Source organism: Xanthomonas vasicola pv. musacearum NCPPB 4379, from assembly GCF_000277895.2.
GTDB lineage: Bacteria > Pseudomonadota > Gammaproteobacteria > Xanthomonadales > Xanthomonadaceae > Xanthomonas > Xanthomonas vasicola.
On the sequence record NZ_CP034655.1, the window covers coordinates 2,078,290 to 2,101,689 of the forward strand.

Sequence of the window (23,400 nt, forward strand, 5' to 3'; positions counted from 1 at the left end):
GGCGTCGAAATTTCATATAAGTTAACGATCTTGCAGGGGCTTTATGGCGCGGGCGCATCCCGCAACTCGCGGCGCAGGATCTTGCCGACGTTTGTCTTGGGCAACTCCTTGCGGAATTCGATCACGCGCGGCTGCTTGTAGCCGGTCAGGTTGGCGCGGCAATGCGCCTTCACATCGTCTGCGGTCAGAGCCGGATCCTTCTTTACGATGACCGCCTTGACGATCTCGCCGGATTTCTCGTCCGGCATGCCCACGGCTGCTACTTCCAGCACGCCAGGCATTTCGGCGATCACGTCCTCGATCTCGTTGGGGTACACGTTGAAGCCGGACACCAGAATCATGTCCTTCTTGCGATCGACGATGTAAACGAAGCCTTGCGCGTCCATCCGCGCGATGTCGCCGGTATGCAGCCAACCTTCAGCGTCCATGACCTTGGCGGTTTCGTCGGGCTTCTTCCAGTAGCCCTTCATCACTTGCGGGCCCCTGATGCAGAGCTCGCCGATTTCGCCGAGCGGCAGTTCCGCGCCGGCGTCGTCCTTGAGGCAGGCATCGGTGGACGGAATCGGCAAGCCGATCGAGCCGTTGTAGTCCTTCAAGTCCATCGGGTTGATGCACGCGGCCGGCGAGGTTTCGGTCAGGCCGTAGGCTTCGACCAAGGTGAGGCCGGTGACCTTCTTCCAGCGCTCGGCGACCGAGCGCTGCACGGCCATGCCGCCGCCGAGGGTCATCTTGAGCGAGGAGAAATCGATCTGATCGAAACCGGGCGTGTTGAGCAGACCGTTGAACAGCGTGTTGACGCCAGTGAATGCCGTGAAGCGGGTCTTCTTCAATTCCTTGACGAAGCCTGGCATGTCGCGCGGGTTGCTGATCAAGTGATTGCAGCCGCCGATCTTCATGAAGACCAGGCCGTTCGCGGTCAATGCGAAGATGTGGTACAGCGGCAGCGCGGTGATCACCACTTCGTTGCCTTCTTCCAGCTTGCCGGTGCCCGATAGCCACTGGTGCGCCTGCTGCATGTTGGCGACCAGATTGCGGTGGGTCAGCATCGCGCCCTTGGCCACGCCGGTAGTGCCGCCGGTGTATTGCAGGAAGGCGATGTCGTCGGGCTCGATCTGCAGCGTCGGCACGTTGTGCTTGCGGCCCAGTGCCAACGCATCGCGAAAGCGGATCGCGCCGTTGATGCGGTAATCCGGCACCAACTTCTTGACGTACTTGACCACGAAGTTCACCACCGCCGCTTTCGGGAAGCCCAGCATGTCGCCCAGGCCGGTGGTGATGACTTGCTTGACGGGCGTGTCGGCAATGACCTGCTGCACGGTGGTGCCGAAGTTGTCGATGACCACCAGCACGCTGGCGCCGGAGTCGATCAACTGATGCTTGAGTTCGCGCGGGGTATACAGCGGATTGACGTTTACCACGGTCAGGCCGGCACGCAGTACGCCGAAGGTCGCGATTGGATATTGCAGGCAGTTGGGCATCATCAAGGCGACGCGGTCGCCCTTCTTCAACTGCAGTTCGCCAAGCAGGTAGGCAGCGAATTGCTCGACCAGCTGATTCGCTTCGCGGTAAGTGATGGTTTTGCCGAAGCTGTGATACGCAGGCCGGTCGGCAAAGCGTTTTACCGAGGTGGCGAACACCTCGGCCACCGTGCGGAACTGCTCAAGATCGATTTCGGCGGCAACGCCGGCCGGATAACTTTGCAACCAAGGTCGTGCCTGATTCATCTGCCCCCCTCCAGGGTGTTTTCGACGCGCCGCAGTGTGTTCCACGGCGTTACAACCGCTGGCAGCATACCGTCATGGATGGAAAAGGCGAAGCGTGATGCAGAGCAGCATTCAAGCGCGGTGGCATGTGGTTTGCGTGGGGTTTTGCATGCCGGCCTTGCTCGGGTGCACGCGTGCGGCGCCGGAACAACAGCTGCGCGCAACGCTGGAGCAGATGCATCAGGCGATCGAGGCATGCGAGATTGGCACTGCGATGGCGCCGGTGGCCGAGGACTTTGTCGGCGAAAACGGGCTGGACGCAGCAGGGTTACGGCGCTTGGTGCAGGCGCAGATGCTGGGCAACGCACAGATCGGCGTGACCATGGGGGCCGGTCGATGTGGCGCTTCGCGGCGACACTGCCACGGTGCAGTTCACGGCGCTATTGACCGGCGGCAACGGCCGCTGGGTGCCTGATCAGGCGCAAACCTACCAGGTCACCACCGGCTGGCGATTGCAGGGCAGCGACTGGCAGCTGTATCACGCGCAATGGGCGCCGGCAGGGCGCGGTAAGCGCGTCGACCGGCTGAAAGCGCCGGTCGGAGCTGTGGGGCGCATGGTGGCATTGGTGATCGTGGTCGACCGCGATGGTGATTTCGCTGCTCTCGTCACGTCGCCGATACTCGGCGCCAACACATGTTGGCGTGGAAGAGCATCCGGCCGAAATGCGCAGTGCCTGTAGCGACGCCGATGTGTGGTGTTGGCGTGGAGGTGGAGCGCGTTTGCCGATTTGCAAGGCACGCTATTCGCAATCACCTGGCACCTTCCCGCAAGACGTGTTCGCGATGTGTTGTGATGGACTGAACACGACTCCCGCAGAGTGGCGGGAGTCGTGCTGCATCCTTAGAACGCGATGCAGAGCGCGATGCACAACGCGCGCCGCGATCATGCAGCCTTGCGCGCAGCCAGCTGACGCAGCACGTATTGCAGCAAACCGCCGTGCTTGAAGTACTCGACTTCCTTCGGGGTCAGCAGCAGCACCTTGACCTGGAACTGCTTGACGCTGCCGTCGGACTTCTTTGCATCGACGGTGGCACGGCGGCTGGCGCCGTCCTGCAGGCCGCTGATGTCCAGCACTTCCGAGCCATCCAGCCCAAGCGTCTGTGCGTTCTCGTTTTCCAGGAACTGCAGCGGTAACACGCCCATGCCGACCAGGTTGGAACGGTGGATGCGCTCGAAGCTTTCGGCAATCACTGCCTTGACCCCAAGCAGATTGGTGCCCTTGGCCGCCCAGTCGCGCGAGGAGCCGGTGCCGTATTCCTTGCCGGCCAGCACCACCAGCGGCACGCCGTCGGCCTTGTACTTCATTGCGGCATCGTAGATCGCCAGCTTTTCCGGCTGGCCGCCGTCGGCGGGGTAGTACAGCGTGTTGCCGCCTTCTTCATCGCCGAACATCAGGTTCTTGATGCGGATGTTGGCGAAGGTGCCGCGCACCATCACATCGTCGTTGCCGCGGCGGCTGCCGTAGCTGTTGAAGTCGGCCGGCTGCACGCCGCGTTCCTGCAGGAAGCGGCCCGCCGGTGAGTCCTTCTTGATGTTGCCGGCCGGCGAGATGTGGTCGGTAGTGATCGAGTCGCCGAACAGGCCCATGATGCGTGCGCTATGCACGTCATCCACGTTGCCCACCTGCATGGTCATGCCGTCGAAGTAGGGCGGGTTCTTGATGTAGGTCGAGGCGGCGTCCCACTCGTACAGCGCGCCATCGGGCGAGGCGATGGTGTTCCAGCGCGTGTCGCCCTTGAACACGTCGGCGTAGTTCTGCTTGAACATCTCCGGGCCGACGGTGGCGGCGATGGTGTCGCCGATTTCCTTGTTGCTCGGCCAGATGTCGCGCAGGTATACCGGCTGCCCGTCGCTGCCGGTGCCCAGCGGCTCGGTGGTGAGGTCGATGTCGGTAGTGCCGGCGATGGCATACGCCACCACCAACGGCGGCGAAGCCAGGTAATTCATTTTGACTTCGGGGTGCACGCGGCCTTCGAAGTTGCGGTTGCCCGACAACACCGATGTCACCACCAGATCGTCCTTGGCAATGGCCGCGGACACGTCTTCCGGCAGCGGGCCGGAGTTGCCGATGCAGGTGGTGCAGCCGTAGCCGACCACGTAGAAGCCCAGCTTTTCCAGGTCGGCGAGCACGCCGGCCTTGCTCAGGTAATCGGTGACCACGCGCGAACCCGGCCCGAGCGAGGTCTTGACCCACGGCTGCGCCTTCAAGCCCTTGGCTGCCGCATTACGCGCAAGCAAGCCGGCGCCCAGCATCACTGCCGGGTTGGAGGTGTTGGTGCATGAAGTGATTGCGGCGATGACCACCGAGCCATCGCGCAGCCGCCGACCGGCGCCGCTGGCACTGGCGCTTTCTGCCTGCGAGGCCTTGGCGCCAACGGCGGTGCCGCCGCCACCTTCGTTCTTGAGACGGTCTTCCTGCTTGAGATCGGTGAGTTTCTTGCTGCGGGCGTCGGCGAACGGCTTGAGGCTTTCGCGGTAGTTGGACTGCATGTCTTCCAGCAGCACGCGGTCCTGCGGGCGCTTGGGCCCGGCCAGCGACGGCTTGACCTCAGCCATGTCCAGTTCCAGCGTGGCGCTGTACTGGGCCGGCGGGGTATTGGCGTCGTGCCACAGCCCTTGTGCCTTGGCATAGGCCTCGACCAGGGCAATCTGCTCCTCGCTGCGGCCGGACAGGCGCAGGTAGGTCAGCGATTCTTCGTCGACCGGGAAGATGCCGCAGGTGGCACCGTATTCGGGGGCCATGTTGCCAATGGTGGCGCGGTCGGCCAGCGGCAAGTGTTGCAGGCCTTCACCGTAGAACTCGACGAATTTGCCCACCACGCCGGCCTTGCGCAGCATCTGAGTGACGGTGAGCACCAGGTCGGTCGCGGTCGCGCCTTCGGGTAGCTTGCCACTGAGCTTGAAGCCGACCACCTGCGGAATCAGCATGGAGGAGGGCTGGCCCAGCATCGCGGCCTCTGCCTCGATGCCGCCGACGCCCCAGCCCAGCACGCCGATGCCGTTGATCATGGTGGTATGGCTATCGGTGCCGAACACGGTGTCGGGGTAGGCGACCAGGGTGCCGTCCTTGTCCGCGCTCATCACCACGCGCGCCAGGTTCTCCAGATTCACTTGATGCACGATTCCGGTGTTGGGCGGCACCACCTTGAAATTTTCGAACGCCTTCTGGCCCCAACGCAGGAAGCCGTAACGTTCCTGGTTGCGCTGGAATTCGATCTTACCGTTGAGGTCGAGCGCGTCGGGCTTGCCGAACACGTCTACCTGCACCGAGTGGTCGATGACCAGTTCGGAGGGAATCTGCGGGTTGATCTGGTCGGCGTTGCCGCCCAGCTTGACCACCGCATCGCGCATCGCCGCCAGGTCGACCACGCAGGGCACGCCGGTGAAATCCTGCAGCACCACGCGCGCCGGCATGAAGGCGATTTCGATATCGGGCTCGGCCTTCGGGGCCCACTTGGCGACTGCTTCGATGTGGTCCTTGCCGACGGTGACACCGCCGTCTTCGTGCCGGAGCAGGTTCTCCAGCAGGATCTTCATCGAGTAGGGCAGGTGGCCGATGTCGAAGCGTTCGCCCAGCTTCGGCAGGCTGTAATACTCATAGCGTTTGCCGTGGACCTCAAGCGAGGTGCGAGTGGAAAAGGAATCGCTCATGCGTCACTCCTATGGCGTCGAAGGCTTTAGGTAGGCGCTCATTCTGAGTGATTCAGTGTGTACGCACGGTGTGTCTAAGCCGATCTGCCAACTTGAGTACGACAGTGCAAGTACGTATCATGTGCGCATACTTTCTGGAGCATGCTCATGGAAGCCACAGTTGCCGAACGCGGACAGATCACCCTGCCCAAGGCGGTGCGCGATGCCTTGGGCCTGACCAAGGGCACCACCCTGAAGATCGAGCTTGACGGCGGGCGCATTATCCTGCGTAAGGACGTCAGCGAGGCGCTGCGCAAGGTGCGCGGCAAGTTCAAGCTGGTCGATGGCCTGACCAGCACCGATGCCGCCATGCGCGTCATCCGTGGCCGTGCCCCCGGAGACCCGTTCGACCCATGATTGTCAACCAATGATCGCTTTGGATTCCTCGGTCCTGCTGGACATCCTGATCGGCGACCCGGTCTATGGCGAAGTGTCGGAGATCTGCATCGGCGACGCGTTGGCGCGTGATGAAGTGGTGGTCTGCGACGCCGTGGTGGCCGAAGTGCTGGCCATGCTCGACACCCAGGTCGACCTGATGGAAACCCTGGCCTCGATCGGCGTGCGCTACGAGGCCACCCAGGAAGCGGCGGCAGTGCGCGCCGGCCATATGAACAAGCGCTTCCGCGCACGCGGCGGCAAGCGCGAGCGGGTGGTGGCCGACTTTCTGATCGGCGCCCACGCGATGCTCCAGTGCGACGGCTTGATTACCCGCGACGAGGGCTTCTTCCGCGATTATTTCAAGGGTTTGAAGATCGTCGTTCCCAAACCCGCACCCTGATCCACGTTTCGCGTCTTACCACCTTCACCGCTGTCTTTTTTGGAGAACCCGCATGTTGGAAGCCTATCGCCACCACGTTGCAGAGCGCGCTGCGCTCGGTATCCCGCCGCTGCCGCTGACCGCGCAGCAGACCGCCGAGGTCATCGAGCTGCTCAAGGCCCCGCCTGCGGGTGAAGAGGAGTTCCTGGTCGAACTGCTCAGCCAGCGGGTGCCGGCCGGCGTCGACGATGCCGCCAAGGTCAAGGCCTCGTACCTGGCCGCGGTGGCCTTCGGCACCGAGACCACCGCACTGATCAGCCCCACGCGCGCCACCGAGCTGCTCGGCACCATGCTGGGTGGCTACAACATCCAGCCGTTGATCGACCTGCTGGACAACGCCGAACTGGGCGCCACCGCTGCCGAAGCGCTCAAGCACACCTTGCTGGTGTTCGATGCGTTCCACGACGTGCAGGAAAAGGCCGAAGCCGGTAACGCGCACGCCAAGTCCGTGCTGCAGAGCTGGGCCGATGCCGAGTGGTTCACCAGCAAGCCGGAAGTGCCGCAGAGCATGACCGTCACCGTGTTCAAGGTGCCGGGCGAAACCAATACCGACGACCTGTCGCCGGCACCGGATGCGACCACCCGCCCGGACATCCCGCTGCACGCGCTGGCGATGCTGAAGAACAAGCGCGATGGCGCGGCGTTCGAGCCGGAAGAAGACGGCAAGCGTGGCCCGATCCAGGCCATTGCCGACCTCAAGGACAAGGGCCATCTGGTCGCCTACGTGGGCGACGTGGTCGGTACCGGTTCCTCGCGCAAGTCGGCGACCAACTCGGTGCTGTGGTGGACCGGCGAAGACATTCCGTACATCCCCAACAAGCGCTTCGGCGGCGTCTGCTTGGGTTCGAAGATCGCGCCGATCTTCTACAACACCATGGAAGACGCCGGCGCCCTGCCGATCGAACTGGACGTGTCGCAAATGGAGCACGGCGACGTGGTCGAGCTGCGTCCGTACGACGGCAAGGCACTCAAGAACGGGCAGGTGATCGCCGAGTTCGCGATGAAGTCGGACGTGCTGTTCGATGAAGTGCGCGCCGGTGGCCGCATTCCGCTGATCGTCGGCCGTGGTCTCACCGCCAAGGCGCGCGAATTCCTGGGCCTGCCGGCCTCGGACCTGTTCCGTCTGCCGATGGACCCGCCGGACACCGGTAAGGGCTTCTCACTGGCGCAAAAGATGGTTGGCCGGGCCTGCGGGTTGCCGGAAGGCCAGGGCATGCGCCCAGGCACCTATTGCGAGCCGAAGATGACCTCGGTGGGATCGCAGGACACCACCGGCCCGATGACCCGCGACGAGCTGAAAGATCTGGCCTGCCTGGGCTTCTCGGCCGACCTGGTGATGCAGTCGTTCTGCCACACCGCCGCATACCCGAAGCCGGTCGACGTCAAGACCCACCACACGCTGCCGGAATTCATCTCCACCCGTGGTGGCGTCTCGCTGCGTCCGGGCGACGGCGTGATCCACAGCTGGCTCAATCGCATGCTGCTGCCCGACACCGTCGGCACCGGCGGCGACTCGCACACCCGTTTCCCAATCGGCATCTCGTTTCCGGCCGGCTCCGGCCTGGTCGCCTTCGCAGCCGCCACCGGGGTGATGCCGCTGGACATGCCCGAGAGCGTACTGGTGCGCTTCAAGGGCGAAATGCAGCCGGGCGTGACCTTGCGTGATCTGGTCAATGCGATCCCGCTATACGCGATCAAGGACGGTCTGTTGACCGTGGCCAAACAGGGCAAGAAGAACATCTTCTCCGGCCGCATCCTGGAAATTGAAGGCTTGCCGAATCTGAAGGTGGAGCAGGCGTTCGAACTGTCCGATGCCTCGGCCGAGCGTTCGGCGGCCGGTTGCACCGTGCACCTGGACAAGGCGCCGATCATCGAGTACCTGACCAGCAACATCACCCTGCTGCGCTGGATGATTGCCGAGGGCTATGCCGATGCGCGCACCCTGGGCCGCCGCATCAAGAAGATGGAAGACTGGCTGGCTGACCCGCAGCTGCTGCAGCCCGATGCCGACGCCGAATACGCGGCGGTCATCGAGATCGACCTGGCCGATATCCATGAGCCGATCGTGGCGTGCCCGAACGACCCGGACGACGTGAAGACGCTGTCGGAAGTGGCCGGTGCGGCCATCGACGAAGTGTTCATCGGCTCGTGCATGACCAACATCGGTCACTTCCGTGCTGCCGCCAAGCTGCTGGAAGGCAAGCGCGACATCCCGACCCGCCTGTGGGTGGCACCGCCGACCAAGATGGACGCCTCCGAGCTGACCAAGGAAGGCCATTACGGCACCTTCGGCGCGGCCGGTGCGCGCATGGAAATGCCGGGCTGCTCGCTGTGCATGGGCAACCAGGCGCAGGCACGCGAGGGCGCCACGGTGTTCTCGACCTCCACGCGTAATTTCCCGAACCGGTTGGGCCGCAACACCAACGTGTACCTGGGCTCGGCGGAACTGGCGGCAATCTGCTCGCGCCTGGGCCGCATTCCGACCAAGGACGAGTACATGGCGGATGTCGGCGTGATCAAGACCAGTGGCGATCAGATCTACCGCTACATGAACTTCGATCAGATCCAGGAATATCAGGACGTGGCAGAGACCGTCGCCGCCTGATTCTTCCGGCAGGTTTGCTGTCCCGAAATGCCCGGCACTGCCGGGCGTTTCGCTTTTCGGGCAATGGTTTCGTGTAGTCGTCACGATGCCCGGCGTTAAAGCAAATACCAGCTGACTGGATTGTGGCATTGCAACAAAAATCTGAAGTGCGCAGGTCTAGAGTCCCGCCGCTCTACCACTGCCCGTTGATGCCCATGCCCACTTGCACAATCTCCGGTCAAACCCTGCATTACACGCAACATGGCCGCGGTTTCCCGGTCTTGCTCGGCCACAGTTATCTCTGGGACGCTGCGATGTGGGAGCCGCAGATCCAGGCGCTGTCGCAGCATTACCAGGTCATCGTTCCCGAGCTATGGGGACATGGGCAGTCAGGTCCGTTGCCGCACGGCACGCAGCAGATCGGCGATCTGGCCGGGCACATGCTGGCCCTGCTGGACGCACTGAAGTTGCCGCAGTGCGCGGTGGTCGGCCTGTCGGTGGGCGGCATGTGGGCCGCCGAGCTTGCCCTGATGGCGCCAGAGCGCGTGCGCAGCCTGGTGTTGATGGATACTTTCCTGGGCGCCGAGCCAGCCGCCACGCGTGCGCGCTATTTCGGCCTGCTTGATGCGATCGAGACGGCCGGGCAGGTGACGCCTGCGTTGATCGAGGCGATCGTCCCGATCTTCTTCCGCCCTGGTATCGATCTGAGCTCGGCATTGCCGGCCGCCTTCGCGCAGCGTCTGGCGGCGATGTCGGCCGAGCAGTTGCGCGCATCCATCGTGCCGCTGGGCCGGCTGATCTTCGGCCGAGCCGACCGACTGGATGCCCTGTCCGCGCTGGATCCGGCCAATACCTTCCTGCTCGGTGGCGCCGAGGACATTCCGCGCCCGCCCGAAGAGGTGTGGATGATGGCCGAGGCCATCTGTTGCGATTACGAGCTGATCCCGGACGCAGGCCATATCGCCTCGCTGGAAAACCCGGCCTTCGTCAACGCGCAGTTGCTGGGATGGCTGAAGCGGACGGTGGGTGAGACCGAGGTGGAGCTGATGCGAGTGGGATGAGGGTAAGGACCTCGCCCGACGTGGGATAAGGCGACTGGTTCCTTCTCGCCGCCTCACTTTCTTACGGACAGGAGGCGGGCCTGAAGCGCTCTCTCGTTGGAGATGGCTGAAGCGCCGCAGTTGTCAGGATGATGTTTCCCTTCTCCGGTCGGGACACTGTCCTTCTTTATGGAGGAGAAGGTGCCCGCGGGGCGGATGCGGGTACGGGTACGGCGTCGGCGCGATGCGTGGTTGGCCGTACCCTCACCCCAACCCCCCTCTCCCGCGGGGAGGGGGGCTTAAAGCCCGCTTTCGTAGGGAAGGGCTTGCAGCGCTGCTCTTCTGCAGGAGGAGGCTCATGACTTGCCACGCCATGGCCCGCCTTTCCTGGCTGGAAGGAAGTTCGAAGCGGTGATCGTTCGACGGTTGCGTTATGACGGTTGCGCGCCCAGCCAGGCTTCCAGTGCCTGGGCCGGTAGCGGCCGCGAGAACAGATAGCCCTGCAGCACCTCGCAACCCAGGTCGGCGAGGAACAGGCGCTGCGCTTCGTTTTCCACACCTTCGGCAACCACGTGCTTGCGCAGGTGCTCGCCGATGCGCAGCACCGAGGTGGTGAGCGCGCGCGCGTCTTCGCTGTGTTCGATATCGCGGACGAAGCTCATGTCCAGTTTGAGTTCGTCGATCGGCAGGCGATGCAAGTGGCTCAGGCTGGAATAGCCAGTGCCGAAATCGTCCAGCGACAGCGAGATGCCGGCTTCGCGAATGGCGTGCAGGTTTTCCAGCACGCCCGGTTGCCCGGACAGCATCACGCTTTCGGTCAGTTCCAGGGTGAGATCGGACGGCTGCACGCCCAGCTCGGCGATCAGCTGGAGCAGGTCGGGAAGCATGCGCGGGCTTTCGAAGCCGCTTGCCGACAGATTCACCGACACGCGGGCCACCGGCACGCCACGCTGGCGCCAGTCCGCGACCTGTTCGCAGGCACGTCGCAGTACCCAGGCGTTGAGCTGCGGCATCATGCCTTGCTCTTCAGCCACCGGCAGAAACCGCGCCGGCGATACCGCGCCCAGTTGCGGATGATTCCAGCGCAGCAGCGCTTCCACGCCATACAGGGCATGCGGCGCGGCGCTGTGCATCTGCGGCTGGTAGTGCAGCTGCAATTGATCGCGGCCAATGGCCTGGCGCAGCTCGGCCTCCAAGGCCACGCGTTCCTGCGCCATGCGGTTCATGTCGGAACTGAAAAAGCGGAAGCGCCCACCGCCTTCCTTCTTGGCGCGATTCATCGCCAAGTCGGCATGGCGCAGCAGGATGTTGATGTCGTGGCCATCCTCGGGAAACATCGCCACGCCGATACTGGCCGAGGGATGCACGGTCATATGGCCAACCGGCAGCGGGCTGGCGATGCTGACCAACAAACGCTCGGCGGCGGCACTGGCCTGCTCTGCGCTGCATTGCGGCAGCGCGAGCGCGAACTCGTCGCCGGATAGCCGCGCCAGCATCGCCGTGGCGGTGATCTGGTCGTTGACGCGCAAGGCGATATCGCGCAGCAGGCCATCGCCTGCGGCGTGCCCCTGACTATCGTTGATGAGCTTGAAGCGATCGATGTTGATGAACATCAACGCGGCCGGTTCGCCGGCGTATTCGGCCTGAGTCAGTGCCTGCTCGGCACGCGCGCTGAACATGATGCGGTTGGGAAGGCCCGTGAGCGTGTCGTAGAACGCCAGTTGATGCACGCGCTGGCGGATCTGCTCGCGTTCCAGCGCCAATGTGCACAGCTGCTGGCACAAATCGGTGAGCCGCATATGCCAGGCATCGGCACGTTGCGGCTTGCGGTAATACAGCGCGAAGGTGCCGAGCACGCGCGCGCTGTTGGAGCGGATCGGCGTGCTCCAGCAGGCGCGCAGGCCCCAAGGCAAGAGCGTGTCGCGATACGCCTCGAACAATGGGTCGGTGGCGATGTCTTCCACCATCACCGCGCGACCGCGCCAGGCCGCGGTGCCGCAGGCGCCAGTGCCCGGGCCGATCTTCAAGCCGTTGACTGCGTCGGCGTATTCGGGCGGCAGGCTGGGCGCAGCCAGCGAATGCAGGCGACCTTGATTGTCCGCACTCATCACCGTGGCCAGCACATCCGGTGCGATGCGTTCGACCTCGGTGCAAATCAGCGTCATCACCTCGATCAACGGGCGTTCCTGCACCAGGGCCTCCAGCACGCGGTGCTGCAATACCTCGTGCATCTTGGTGTCGGTGATGTCGGTCAGTACCGCCACGTAATGCGAGGGAGCGTGGTTGGCGTCGTAGATCGGGTTGAAGTTCAGCGAGATCCACAGCGGCGTGCCGTCCTTGCGATAAACCAGCAGGTCGGCACGGGTGTGCTGCAAGGCATCGGCGCGATCGCGAACGCGAGCGACCTCGCTTTGGTCGCTTTGCGCACGGGTCAGGACATCGGAGGGACGCAGACCGACCAGCTCGGCTTCGGTGTAGCCGAACATGCGCTGGAAGCCGTCGTTGGCGTACAGTAGGCGCGATTGCAGGTCGCAGATGAGAATGGCGCTGCTGCTGCCATCCAGGGCCTCGGCGAGCAGACGCGCGCGGCGTTGGTCGGGTTGTTCGCCAGCCTTGGCCATGCCGGCGGTGACCGGGCCGGGCCTGATCTGGCCCGTGCCTGGGGCGTTGGCATGGATCGGCTCAGCCGTCAGCGGCGTGCGGCCCATCGCTGCATCCACGCCAGCGCCCACCGCGCTTCCCGGTGCCGGAGGAAGCGTTGGGTTGGTCGGGTGCGAGGGATGCGCGGCCATGCCGGATCAGCGCGCCTGCGCCGACAATGCGAGCAAGCGCTCGGCCACGCGGTCCAGCGGCACCACTTCCTGCGCGGCGCCAAGTTTGTACGCGGCACCGGGCATGCCCCAGACCACGCTGCTGGCTTCGTCCTGCACCAGCGTAGGCGCGCCGGCCTGCAGCATTTCCAGCAGGCCGCGTGCGCCGTCGTCGCCCATGCCGGTGAGGATGGCGCCCACCGCATTCGGGCCGGCGTTGGCGGCAACGGAACGAAACAGCACGTCCACTGCCGGTTTATGGCGATTGACCGGCGGGCCATCGTCGATGCGGCAGCGCCAGCGCGCACCGTCGCGAATGATGCGCAGATGCTGGCCGCCCGGCGGCAGATACGCATGGCCGGGCAGGATGGCCTCGCCATCGGTGGCTTCGCGTACCGACATGGCCGAGTGGCGGTTGAGGCGCTCGGCGAATGCGGTGCTGAAGCTGGCAGGCAGATGCTGGGTCATCACCACCGCGGGCGCATCGGCGGGCATGTGTTCGAGCACCACGCGCAGCGCTTCGGTACCACCGGCGGAGGCGCCGATGGCGATCAAGCGGTCGGTCGTGCGAAAGCGCAGCGCGCTGCCGGCCACCGGTGCCGACTGCATATCCAGCGTGACTTTGGGCGCGCTCGGACGATTGAGTGCGCTGACCTTGGCTTTGGCGGCCATCTTGACCTTGCTGACGATCTCTTCGGCGTAGCCTTCCAACCCGCGTGCGACGTCGATCTTGGGCTTGGACACGAAGTCCACGGCGCCCAGCGACAGGGCCTGCAAGGTGGTGTCGGCACCGCGCTCGGTCAGCGATGAAATCATCACCACCGGGGTAGGGCGCAGGCGCATCAGGTTTTCCAGAAACACCAGGCCGTCCATGCGCGGCATTTCCACATCCAGCGTGATGACGTCCGGATTGAGGCGCTTGATCTTTTCGCGCGCCAGCAACGGGTCGGCGGCCGAGCCGACCACTTCGATGCCGGCGTCGCGCGATAAAATCTCGGTGAGCATCTGACGCACGACCGCCGAATCGTCGACGATCAATACACGCACAGGGGTTTCCAGCGTCATTCGAACAACTCCACTCCACCGGTAACCGGTGCTTTGGACAGACGGGCGCGCACGGCCGATTCGGTGGCGGCGACTTCGGCTTCGTGTGCGTGCGGCAAGCGCTGCACGACGACGCGGCCAGTGGTCGCGAAGAACCACACCTTGCGCGGATGGATGCCACACAGATCTTCAGCGATGATGGGAATATGTTCGGCCTGCAGGTACTGGCGCACGAACTCGGCGTTGCGGGTGCCGACCGGGTTGCTGGTGAAGCCCTTCAGCACGTTGGCGCCACCGAAGACCTTGGCTTCGATGCGTTTGCGGTGCGCGCCGCGCTTGAGCATGTCGTTGATCAGCAACTCCATGGCATAGCTGCCGTAGCGCGTGGGCGCTCCGTCGCCGACCTGGCCTTCGGGCAACAGAAAATGGTTCATGCCGCCGATCTTGAGCACCGGGTCGCGCAGGCAGGCTGCAACGCACGATCCCAAGGTGGTCGTCAACGCGGTGTCGTCGTCCACCACCAGGTATTGGGTGGGCAGCAGTTTGGCGGCAATGGTCTGGAACCGCGAATCGCGGTAGCGCATGACGTCGTCGACTTGCACGGCAGTACTCATGCTCAGGCTCCTGCGCGCGGAGCGCGCCGATACAGCGTGCGCCCGCACGGCTGGATCAGATCGGCCGCGTGCAGGTAGTTCTCCGAGTGCCCGGTGTAGAGCAGGCCGTCCTCGCCCATGTGGCTGACCAGGCGCGACAGGATGCCGCGCTGGGTGGGCTTGTCGAAGTAGATCATCACGTTGCGGCAGAACAGTGCCGCATACGGACCGCCGACGTCGTAACGCGGTGCCAGCAGATTCAACTGGCGGTATTCGATGAGCTGGCGCAGCGCCGGAATGACCCGGCATTTGCCTTCATTGGGACCACTGCCGCGCTGGAAGTACTTGCGCTTGATCGCTGCATCCAGCGAGGCGACACGGTCGATGGCATAGACACCGCGCGAGGCGGTTTCCAGTACCTGCGTGTCGACGTCGGTGGCGACGATGCTCACCGGCGGGGTCAGCGTGCCGAAGGCTTCGCAGGCGGTGATGGCGATGGAGTAGGGCTCCTCGCCGGTGGAGGCGGCGCACGACCAGATCTTCAACGGCGCCTGCGAGGCGCGCTTTTGCAGTTCTTCGCGCAGCTTGTCGAAATGGTGCGGCTCGCGGAAGAACGAGGTCAGGTTGGTGGTCAGCGCATTGGTGAATGCCTGCCACTCTTCTTCATCGTTGCCGGCTTCGAGCTGGTCGAGGTAGTCGCGGAACGAGCGCAGGCCGAGCACGCGCAGGCGACGCGACAGGCGGCCATACACCATGTCGCGCTTGGCCGGCGCCAGTGCGATGCCGACACGCTGGTAGATCAGGTCGCAGACACGCTTGAAGTCGCGGTCGCCGAAATCAAATTCGCGTGTGTCTGAAGCGGAAGTCGTTGTCGTCATATCCATACGCGTCGTGAGCTATAACTGGATATCGGCCAAGTAGCGGCGCAACTGAAGCACCAATGCGTGGATTGCACGCGGTTGGGTTCGGTCGGCCGTACGGTGGGGTATAGCGGGCGTCTGCTGCCGCTAAGCGCCCAAGGCCGCCCATCAGGCATTCCGTCGCAACGGGCGCGCGGTGACCAACGCAGATTGCAGTGCCCAGATGCACAACGCCCCGGCAGTGCCGGGGCGTTGTGGTGACAGCGGCGAATCAGAACTCTTGCCAGTTACCGTCGGCCAACGCGGCCTGGGATATGGCAGGCCGCGATGCGGTTGCCGCTGCCCGCGCTACCGGCTTGGCGGCGCCTTTCACTGCAACCTGGCGTGAGGCGATCGGCCGCACGCGTGCGGTCTGCGCAACTGGCGCAGCCGATTCGTCCAGCTTGAATACCGACACCGCTTCGGCCAGGTGACCGGCCTGCTCTTCCATCGAGCGGGCGGCGGCGGTGGCTTCTTCCACCAGCGCTGCGTTCTGCTGGGTGGTTTCGTCCATCTGGGTGATGGTCTGGTTGACCTGCTCGATCCCGGACGACTGCTCCTGCGAAGCAGCAGAAATCTCACCCATGATGTCGGTCACGCGCTGCACGCTGGCCACGATCTCGGCCATGGTGGCGCCGGCCTTGCGGACCAGTGCCGAGCCTTCGGCGACCTTGTGCACGGAATCGTCGATCAAACCCTTGATCTCCTTCGCCGCACCGGCCGAACGCTGCGCAAGCGTGCGCACTTCGGATGCGACCACGGCAAAGCCGCGACCCTGTTCGCCGGCACGTGCCGCTTCCACTGCGGCATTCAACGCCAGGATATTGGTCTGGAACGCGATGCCATCGATGACGCTGATGATGTCGGCGATCTTCTTGGACGAGGCTTCGATGCCGGACATGGTGGTAACCACCTGCGACACCACCTCACCGCCTTGCGAGGCCACGCCGGTGGCGCCGATTGCCAGCTGGTTGGCCTGACGGGCGTTCTCGGCATTCTGCTTGACCGTGGAGGTGAGCTCCTCCATCGAGGCAGCGGTTTCTTCCAGGTTGGCGGCCTGCTGTTCGGTGCGGTGCGACAGGTCGCTGTTGCCCGAAGCGATTTCGCCAGCAGCCGAGTTGATCGCACTGGAAGACACTTTGATGCGGCCAACGATGTCAGCCAGTTGCTCTGCGGTGGCATTGGCATCGTCACGCATCTGCGCGAACACGCCGCTGAATTCGCCATGCATGCGCACGGTCAGGTCGCCACGCGACAGCGCGGACAACAGGGCAGAGATCTGCTTCAGGCTGCCGGCATTGGCATCCAGCAAGCCATTGAGCTGCTGCGCCAACTGCAGGAAGAAACCCTGCTTGCCGTCGGTTTCCACGCGGCCGCTCATGTCGCCAGCAGCGGCAGCACGCACGATACGCGCAACTTCTTCTTCGACCTGGACTTCAATGGTGCGGTCGCGCCATTCGCAGACTTCGCCGCTGGTCTCGCCCTGTTCGTTCTTGATGGCGGTGACCGTCTGCGCCAGCACCACTTCGCCGAAGCGCTCTTCGAAGCTGGTGACGCCATCGCGTTCCAACGCGGCAATGGCCTTGCGCACGGTCGCTTCCGACAGACCCAGGTAGCTGATGTGCTGGCCGATGACCTTGCTCGCGTCGAACTCGGGCGATGCCAGGCGGATGCTGCTTTCGTACTGCGCCACGATCTTCCTGAAGGCGTCGTTGGCGTAGATCATGACCCGCTCTGGATCGGTGATGAAGGTGCCGGTCGAGGACTTGTCCAGCGCAGTACGAATACGCAGGTTTTCGTCGGCGATCCTCTGATCGCGTTCGATACGCTCTTTCAGGTCGCGCTGCATGCGCTGCATGGAGCGCATCAACTCGCCCACTTCGTCCTGGCCCCGCACGTTGATCTGGCCGTCCAGCTTGCCGCCGGCGATTTCGGTGGCGGTGGTGACCGCGCCGCGCATGCTCTTGACGATGGAACGGGCGAACAGGAACGCCAGGCCCAGGCCGCCGGCAATGCCGATCAGCAGCACCATCACGGTCAGCGAGACGGAGGTGGCATGGACCTTTTCAGCCTTGGTCTTGGCAGCCTGCGCCAGCATGTTGTCTTCGGTGATCAACGCAGCCAGCGAATCCTTGGCCTTGTTGTGCAGGGTGCGGGTTTCGCCGACGAAGGTATCGACGGCATCGTCGGGCAGATTGAGTTCGATCATTTCATCGACGCTGGCGTAGGAGGCCGAGGCCTTCTTCCAGTCGGCCACGAATACATCGAACAGCTTCTTCTGTTGCGGGCTCTCGATCAGGCGCGGGTAGCCCTTGATGGTGGCTTCGATCTCACCATTGAGTTTCTTGGAGCGAAGCTTTGCTTCCTGCTTGACCGAATCGCTGGCGCGCACCAGGTTCTGGTAAGCCGCATTGCGGTATTCGCCGAGCATGCCGCGCAAATCGCCTGCTTCGCGCACGCTGGACATGGTATTGCCGGCCAGATCGCGGGTGACGTTGTTGAGCGACGCCAGACCCGAATAGGCGATGATGCCTTGAACAAGCATCATCAGCAGCACGATGCCGAACGCCAGCATCAGCTTGGGCATCAATTTCAGACTGTTGATCCATTGCATTGATACGATTCCCCCGTGGAAGTCAGTTCGCATAGCCACAACAGCACATCGCCACGCGCGAGGGCGTGGCGATGTGCGAGGCGATTACTTGATGGTGGCGAGCTTCAGGCTGGCCGGGGAGCTGACTTCGATTTCGGCACGCGAACTGTCGCGCTGGATCTTGCCGAGGACGCAGACGTCCTTACCTTCAAGCGTTTCCGGGGCAAAGCTGAACTTGCCGCGGTTAGCGCCGTCGATGCGTGCGGAGAAGGTGTGGCGCGGGAACATGCCGCCCATGTACAGGAAGGTGGGCTCGCCTTCCGAGCTCTGCGCGTACTTGGCCTTTTCGACCTTGCCGCACACCATGCCGTCCTTGCCGACGAAGCGGGTGGCCATCTCCGGCGGAATCATTTCCTGCGACTGAGCCGACAGCGTGGGCGCAACGATCACGAGAGCAGCAACGGGGAGGAGCGAGAGCAGAAACTTCATAGGGATTCTCCAGAGTCAAAAGTCGAACGGTGACCCGTTGTGTGGACGCGGGCTTCCATTCAGCTATCGGCTAACCGCCGTTCAACTTGAATCCGGTAAACGTGATTTATATCTCACTTCAAGAGGGCGGTGCGTCGCGTGTAGGGAGGCTCCTGACACGCGATGGTTGTAGATACGCTCGCGTGAACGCAGTACCGCCGTCGGAGTGGCGCAGTGGGTGGCAGGTAGCGCCATGTACGCGTTGTACATGACGGTTCCCGCACACCGCCACACCTCTCCGACGACCGTAAGGCGAGGCGAACCAACCGCTTGATCAGGCGGCTTCTTCGACCAGTTGCTGACCCAGCTCGGTGCTGTCCAGCAGGGTTTCGATATCCAGCAGGATCAACATGCGATCGTCCTGGGTGCCGATGCCGGAGATGAAGCGCGTGTCGACCGCGGCGCCAAATTCGGGCGTGGGGCGGATCTGGTCGTCGTTAAGCGGAATCACGTCGGAAACGCTGTCCACGACGATGCCGACCACGCGGTCTTCGACGTTGAGCACGATCATCACGGTGAAGGCGTCGTAGCGCGCTTCTTTCAGGCGCAGCTTCAGACGCAGGTCGATCACCGGCACGATGGTGCCGCGCAGGTTGATCACACCCTTGATGTAGTCGGGCGCGTCGGGCAGACGGGTGACAGAATCGTAGCCGCGGATTTCCTGCACTTTCAGGATATCCACGCCGTAGTGTTCTTCGCCCAAAGCGAAGCTGAGGAATTCACCACCGGTGCCGGTGGCAGTGCTTTTGTCGTTCATGGAAACTCCGGGCGTTGCGGCTAAGTGTCAGGTTGCGGCAGGACTGCGGCAGATACGGATGAGGGATGCCCTAGCAACATCGGCGGGGTGGGCGGCATCTTTAGGTGCCGGCCCCGCGCGGTGCGGGCAGGTTCAGAACATGCCGCTCTTGCGCGCGTTGCGCTGGCGGTCGACGCGGAAGATGTAGCGCTGGATGGTTTCGTCGGCGCCGCGCGGCAGTTCGCTGAACTGCATGCCGACACGTAAGCCTTCGCTGCCGTTGAGCAGCGTCTGCTTGTACTGGCTGCACACGGTGAGCGGCAGCGTAATAGGGGCAGCGTCGGGCAGCTGCAGGATGCAGTTGCGGTAGGTGCGTTGCGGTTCGAGCAAGGGCATGCCATCGGTGAGCGAGACCGCCAGGCCGCCGCTGCTGATGTCGATCACGCGCAGCTGCAGGTTGAGTGCGTCGCCCTGTGCGGCCTCTTGGCGAATCGTGCAGATGGGTGAGTCGGTGATCGGCGCTTCCAGCCGGTACGATTCGCGCCGCTGCATGTGGTACATCCCGTCGGGCAGGTCGGCGCGGAAAGCGACGTGAATGCCGCGCTCGATACGCTCGGCCTTTTCCAGGCGAAAACGGATATTGACCCGTTCCAGTTGGGCGTAACACAGCAGGTATTTGGCGCCCTCGATGGCGCGGTTGGAGGCATCGTTGTGGCTGCCGTCCAGGATCACGCAATCGTCGTCTTCGTCCACTTCCAGCACGGCGGTGGGCACGTCCATGTCGCGGCCGGCCACGTGCATGGTCACGATGGCGCGTTGGTCGAGCAGCTGGCGCAGTAATCCACGGATCTGCCGCTTGTTACGCAGCAGATAGCGCTCGTCACCTTCGGCGAGGTGATCGGCGTCGTGGTCCAGCTCTGGGGTATCGCCTTGGGACATGGGCACAAGCACAGTAGCAACGGGAAGACGCCTGGCGGGTTGTCCCGGCGTCGCCTTGATATCGGCGGCAAAGCCAATTCTTTAAGAGTGGCTGACGAAACGTGGACGCCTATCGCTGGCAAGGACTAGTCGCGATGGTCTGGGTGCAGCGTTTCAACAAGCAACCTGCAGGCCACGGGGCGCGATGCTCGTTCTTCAGTAAAACCACCATCGGACTGTTTGGTGCGGTGTCTTTGCCGATTAAAGAACCAACGGCGGCATGGACCACAGGGACGGCTTCGTGGCGTGACACACAGAGTCGAGGGCACCGCACACTCGACGCTGTGATTTCGCTGCAATGAATCGCCGTTTTCGCCTTAGCTATAGGCGTTGCGTGCGTTGGCCAGCAGGGCGCTTAGGCGATCCTGCGGCTCCAGGCGGAACACCGCCACCGCATCAACAGCTGTGCGGCCTGATCTTCCATCGAGCGCGCTGCGGCAGTGGCTTCTTCCACCAGCGCGGCATTCTGCTGGGTGGTTTCGTCCATCTGGGTGACAGTCTGATTGACCTGGGCAATGCCGGCGGCTTGCTCGCGTGAGGCGCTGGTGATCTCGCCCATGATGTCGGTGACACGCTGCACCGATGTCACCACCTGCTGCATGGTGCTGCCGGCTTCGGAAGCCAATGCAGCGCCGTTACCGATGCGGGTTACCGAGTCTTCGATCAGGTGTTTGATTTCTTTGGCCGCACCGGCAGAGCGCTGTGCCAACGTGCGCACTTCCGAAGCGACGACAGCAAAGCCGCGGCCCCGTTCGCCGGCACGCGCCGCTTCCACTGCCGCGTTCAAGGCCAGGATATTGGTCTGGAACGCAATGCCGTCGATGACGCTGATGATCTCGGCAATCTTCTTCGACGAGGCGTCGATATCGGCCATGGTGGTCACCACGCGGTTCACCACATCGCCGCCCTTTGCGGCCACGCCGGCGGCATCCAGCACCAGGCGATTGGCCTGGTCGGCGTTGTCGGCGTTCTGCTTGACGGTGGCGGTGAGCTCTTCCATCGAAGCAGCGGTTTCTTCCAGCGCGGCCGCTTGTTGTTCGGTGCGACGCGACAGGTCGCCGTTACCGGTGGCGATTTCGGTGGCGGCGGAATTGATCGTCAGCGACGAGTCCTTGATACGGCGCACGATGCCGGCCAACTGATCAGCGGTGGCGTTGGCGTCATCGCGGATGGTGGCGAAAACGCCTTGCAGCTCGCCGTCCATGCGTGCGGTCAAATCGCCTTGCGACAGCGACGAGAGCAGGGCGGAGATGCGCGACAGACCATCGGCGTTGTTATCCAGCAGCGTGTTGAGCTGCTGGGCCAGCAGTAACAGAAAGCCATGCTTGCCCCGGAGGTCGATCCGCTCGCTGAGGTCGCCGGCGGCGGCGGCCTGCACCAGGTGTGCAACTTCCTGTTCCACCTGCACTTCCTGGGTACGGTCGCTCCATTCGACGACATAACCCATGCGCTCGCCGGTGGCGGCCACGACCGGGCTGACCACTTCCTGCGCGATGCGGCCGCCGATTTCGATCTGCGCGGTGTGCGTGCTCTTGAGTTGATCCAGCAGGCGCGCCTGCTCGGGATTGCGATGGAACTGGTCGATACGGGTGTCGCTCAGTGCGGTGGCATCGAAGTTGGGCAGGTCGTGTCGCATCACGTCCTGCATCTCGGAAAGCATGCGCTGCATCGGGCGATTGACGTAAATGATGCGGCGGTCGGCGTCGGCGATCATCACATTGGTGCTGACGTCGTCCAATGCGGTGCGCACGCGCAGTGCTTCGCTGGCGATCAGGTGGTCGCGTTCCAGGCGTGCGCGCAGGTCGTCGCGCATGGTGCGCGCGTTGAGCAACAGGCGGCCGAGTTCGTCGTGACGATCGATGTCGATGGGGTTATCCAGGCGGCCGGCAGCCACATCGCCGAGCACGCGCTCCACTGCCAGCAGCGGGCCGGTGACCATCTTGCGCGCGGCGATGAACACTACTGCGATGCACAGCGCCAACACCACCAGCGAGAACAGCAGCATGCTGCCCATGAGTGCATCCAGCGGGCCGTCGATGGCGCTGCGCGGCTGTGCACCAATCACTGCCCACTGCCACGGCGCGTAGCGCTGTGCTGTGACTTCAAACGTATGGCTGGCGCCCTTGGCATCGCGCAGCTGCACATTGGCGCTGGGCTGCTTGCCGTCCAGTACCGCCTGCAACAGCGCCTGCTGTTCGGCGGGCACCAGCGCCGCCAACGTGGCCGGGGTGCCCGGCGGGGCCGCGATCACCTGGCCCTGGTGCTCGCCCGGCGCCATATCGACGATGACGAAATAGCCGTCCTGGCCCAGCGTGGTGGTGCTGACCTGAGCCTTGAGCGCGGCCAGGCCCTGGGTGTAGTTGCGTCCGACGAACAGCGCACCGATCACCTCGCCGGCGGCATTGCGCAGCGGCTGGTAATGGGTCATGTACTGCTCGCCGAACAGCTGCGCCTGGCCGGTAAAGGCCTTGCCTTGCGACAGTGCGGCATAGGCCTTGCCCTTGCGATCGAGCAAGGTGCCGATGACACGTTCGTTCTGCTTGTTGCGCAGCGAGGTGGTGATGCGCACGAAGTCATCGCCGCTGCGGGCGAAGATCGTGGCGACGCCGCCGGTTGCCTTGGCAAAGCGGTCCACTGCGTCGAAATTGAGATTCAGCGCCTGCTTGCCGGCGCGCAGCGACGGGGTGTTCTGCTCGCCGATAGTGACGGTGCTGCGGCTATCGAGTTCGCGCGTGCCGGTGGGGAGCATGTCGTCGAACACGCTGCCCAGGCGCTGGGTACCTTCGCTCAGGGTGACGTCGTACATCGCCACCGATTGCTGCATCAGCCGGGTGCTGGAGCGCAGCTCGGCCTTGACCTGCGATTCGATATCGCCAGCGGACTGGCGGTAGATGGTCAGGGCCAACAGACCCAGCGAAACGGCGATGACCAGCGTGAGCAGTGCAGAGAGCCGCGTACCGACCGAAAGGCGGTTGAAAAAGTGCATGAGGATCGACCTAGCCCGGGGGAGGGCGTTACAGATGCGTGAAGTCCGTAGCGGCTGGTTGTTCAAAAAATTGATTTTTTCCGTTGAAATCAGCACAACTGTGCGCGTCCCATTCAGCTTTTGGTGCTGAAAGCGGTTTCATGGTCTCCGCCGCATATTACAAATTGTAAGGTTTGAGTGAAATCAGGGGTGCGGAGGGCTCTGTGCGGCTGGCGAATGCATGTCTTGCCGCCTTTCCGCGCCGGGGTGTTAGGCAGCCAACACCTCTTCCAAGCAGCGGCAAGCGGTCTCTAGCCATTGCTCGGAATCGCACGCGTACACATCGGTTCCTGCGCGTC

At 63.6% G+C, this 23,400-nt stretch carries 14 protein-coding genes and 2 pseudogenes; 5 read left to right on the plus strand and 11 right to left on the minus strand.

Annotation, left to right across the window (positions count from 1 at the left end; genetic code table 11):
• Positions 1 to 41: 41 nt before the first annotated feature.
• Entirely contained in the window at positions 42 to 1,724 is a 1,683-nt protein-coding gene (gene rpfB / locus KWO_RS09795; RefSeq protein WP_010365297.1) for a fatty acyl-CoA ligase RpfB, read from the minus strand.
• A gap of 97 nt (positions 1,725 to 1,821) precedes the next feature.
• Here rpfB and KWO_RS09800 point away from each other — a divergent pair.
• A pseudogene (locus KWO_RS09800) lies at positions 1,822 to 2,269 on the plus strand (hypothetical protein); the annotation flags it as partial.
• Positions 2,270 to 2,646: 377 nt separating this feature from the next.
• Here KWO_RS09800 and acnA read toward each other — a convergent pair.
• Positions 2,647 to 5,415 (minus strand): aconitate hydratase AcnA, encoded by a 2,769-nt coding sequence (gene acnA, locus KWO_RS09805; RefSeq protein WP_017113380.1) that lies wholly within the window; start codon positions 5,413 to 5,415, stop codon positions 2,647 to 2,649.
• A gap of 147 nt (positions 5,416 to 5,562) precedes the next feature.
• Here acnA and KWO_RS09810 point away from each other — a divergent pair, with 147 nt between their 5' ends.
• From KWO_RS09810 to KWO_RS09825, 4 genes are all read left to right on the plus strand, one after another.
• Entirely contained in the window at positions 5,563 to 5,811 is a 249-nt protein-coding gene (locus KWO_RS09810; protein ID WP_003486316.1) for an AbrB/MazE/SpoVT family DNA-binding domain-containing protein, read from the plus strand.
• A 10-nt stretch (positions 5,812 to 5,821) separates the two neighbouring features.
• The gene (locus KWO_RS09815) at positions 5,822 to 6,232 is read left to right on the plus strand and encodes a type II toxin-antitoxin system VapC family toxin (RefSeq protein ID WP_003486318.1); all 411 of its coding nucleotides are present in this window, start codon (positions 5,822 to 5,824) and stop codon (positions 6,230 to 6,232) included.
• A gap of 52 nt (positions 6,233 to 6,284) precedes the next feature.
• Positions 6,285 to 8,876 carry a bifunctional aconitate hydratase 2/2-methylisocitrate dehydratase gene (gene acnB, locus KWO_RS09820; protein WP_010381028.1) on the plus strand — a complete coding sequence of 864 codons (2,592 nt, stop codon included), beginning with the start codon at positions 6,285 to 6,287 and terminating at the stop codon, positions 8,874 to 8,876.
• Between the two features lie 194 nt (positions 8,877 to 9,070).
• Entirely contained in the window at positions 9,071 to 9,916 is an 846-nt protein-coding gene (locus KWO_RS09825) for an alpha/beta fold hydrolase (protein ID WP_014090072.1), read from the plus strand.
• Positions 9,917 to 10,326: 410 nt separating this feature from the next.
• On the opposite strand, the gene KWO_RS09830 is transcribed toward KWO_RS09825, so the two are convergent.
• The 9 genes and pseudogenes from KWO_RS09830 to KWO_RS09870 form a co-directional block, all read right to left on the minus strand.
• Positions 10,327 to 12,615, minus strand: a complete 2,289-nt coding sequence (locus KWO_RS09830; protein ID WP_026113153.1) for a sensor domain-containing protein — start codon at positions 12,613 to 12,615, stop codon at positions 10,327 to 10,329.
• A gap of 78 nt (positions 12,616 to 12,693) precedes the next feature.
• Positions 12,694 to 13,770 (minus strand): protein-glutamate methylesterase/protein-glutamine glutaminase, encoded by a 1,077-nt coding sequence (locus KWO_RS09835; RefSeq protein WP_003486327.1) that lies wholly within the window; start codon positions 13,768 to 13,770, stop codon positions 12,694 to 12,696.
• Positions 13,767 to 14,363 carry a chemoreceptor glutamine deamidase CheD gene (gene cheD / locus KWO_RS09840; protein ID WP_003486330.1) on the minus strand — a complete coding sequence of 199 codons (597 nt, stop codon included), beginning with the start codon at positions 14,361 to 14,363 and terminating at the stop codon, positions 13,767 to 13,769. Before cheD ends, KWO_RS09835 begins: the two co-directional genes overlap by 4 nt.
• A 2-nt stretch (positions 14,364 to 14,365) precedes the next feature.
• Positions 14,366 to 15,226 (minus strand): CheR family methyltransferase, encoded by an 861-nt coding sequence (locus KWO_RS09845; protein ID WP_008571499.1) that lies wholly within the window; start codon positions 15,224 to 15,226, stop codon positions 14,366 to 14,368.
• Positions 15,227 to 15,473: 247 nt separating this feature from the next.
• Positions 15,474 to 17,855, minus strand: a complete 2,382-nt coding sequence (locus tag KWO_RS09850) for a methyl-accepting chemotaxis protein (protein ID WP_017113512.1) — start codon at positions 17,853 to 17,855, stop codon at positions 15,474 to 15,476.
• Between the two features lie 84 nt (positions 17,856 to 17,939).
• Complete coding sequence (locus KWO_RS09855) at positions 17,940 to 18,323, minus strand: hypothetical protein (RefSeq protein ID WP_003486337.1); 384 nt, start codon at positions 18,321 to 18,323, stop codon at positions 17,940 to 17,942.
• A 313-nt stretch (positions 18,324 to 18,636) separates the two neighbouring features.
• Entirely contained in the window at positions 18,637 to 19,119 is a 483-nt protein-coding gene (locus KWO_RS09860) for a chemotaxis protein CheW (protein WP_002806488.1), read from the minus strand.
• A 132-nt stretch (positions 19,120 to 19,251) separates the two neighbouring features.
• Positions 19,252 to 20,037, minus strand: coding sequence for a flagellar brake protein (locus KWO_RS09865; protein ID WP_017113376.1), 786 nt, complete (start codon positions 20,035 to 20,037; stop codon positions 19,252 to 19,254).
• 356 nt (positions 20,038 to 20,393) lie between these two features.
• Positions 20,394 to 23,062, minus strand: a pseudogene (locus KWO_RS09870) (methyl-accepting chemotaxis protein).
• Positions 23,063 to 23,400 lie beyond the last annotated feature (338 nt).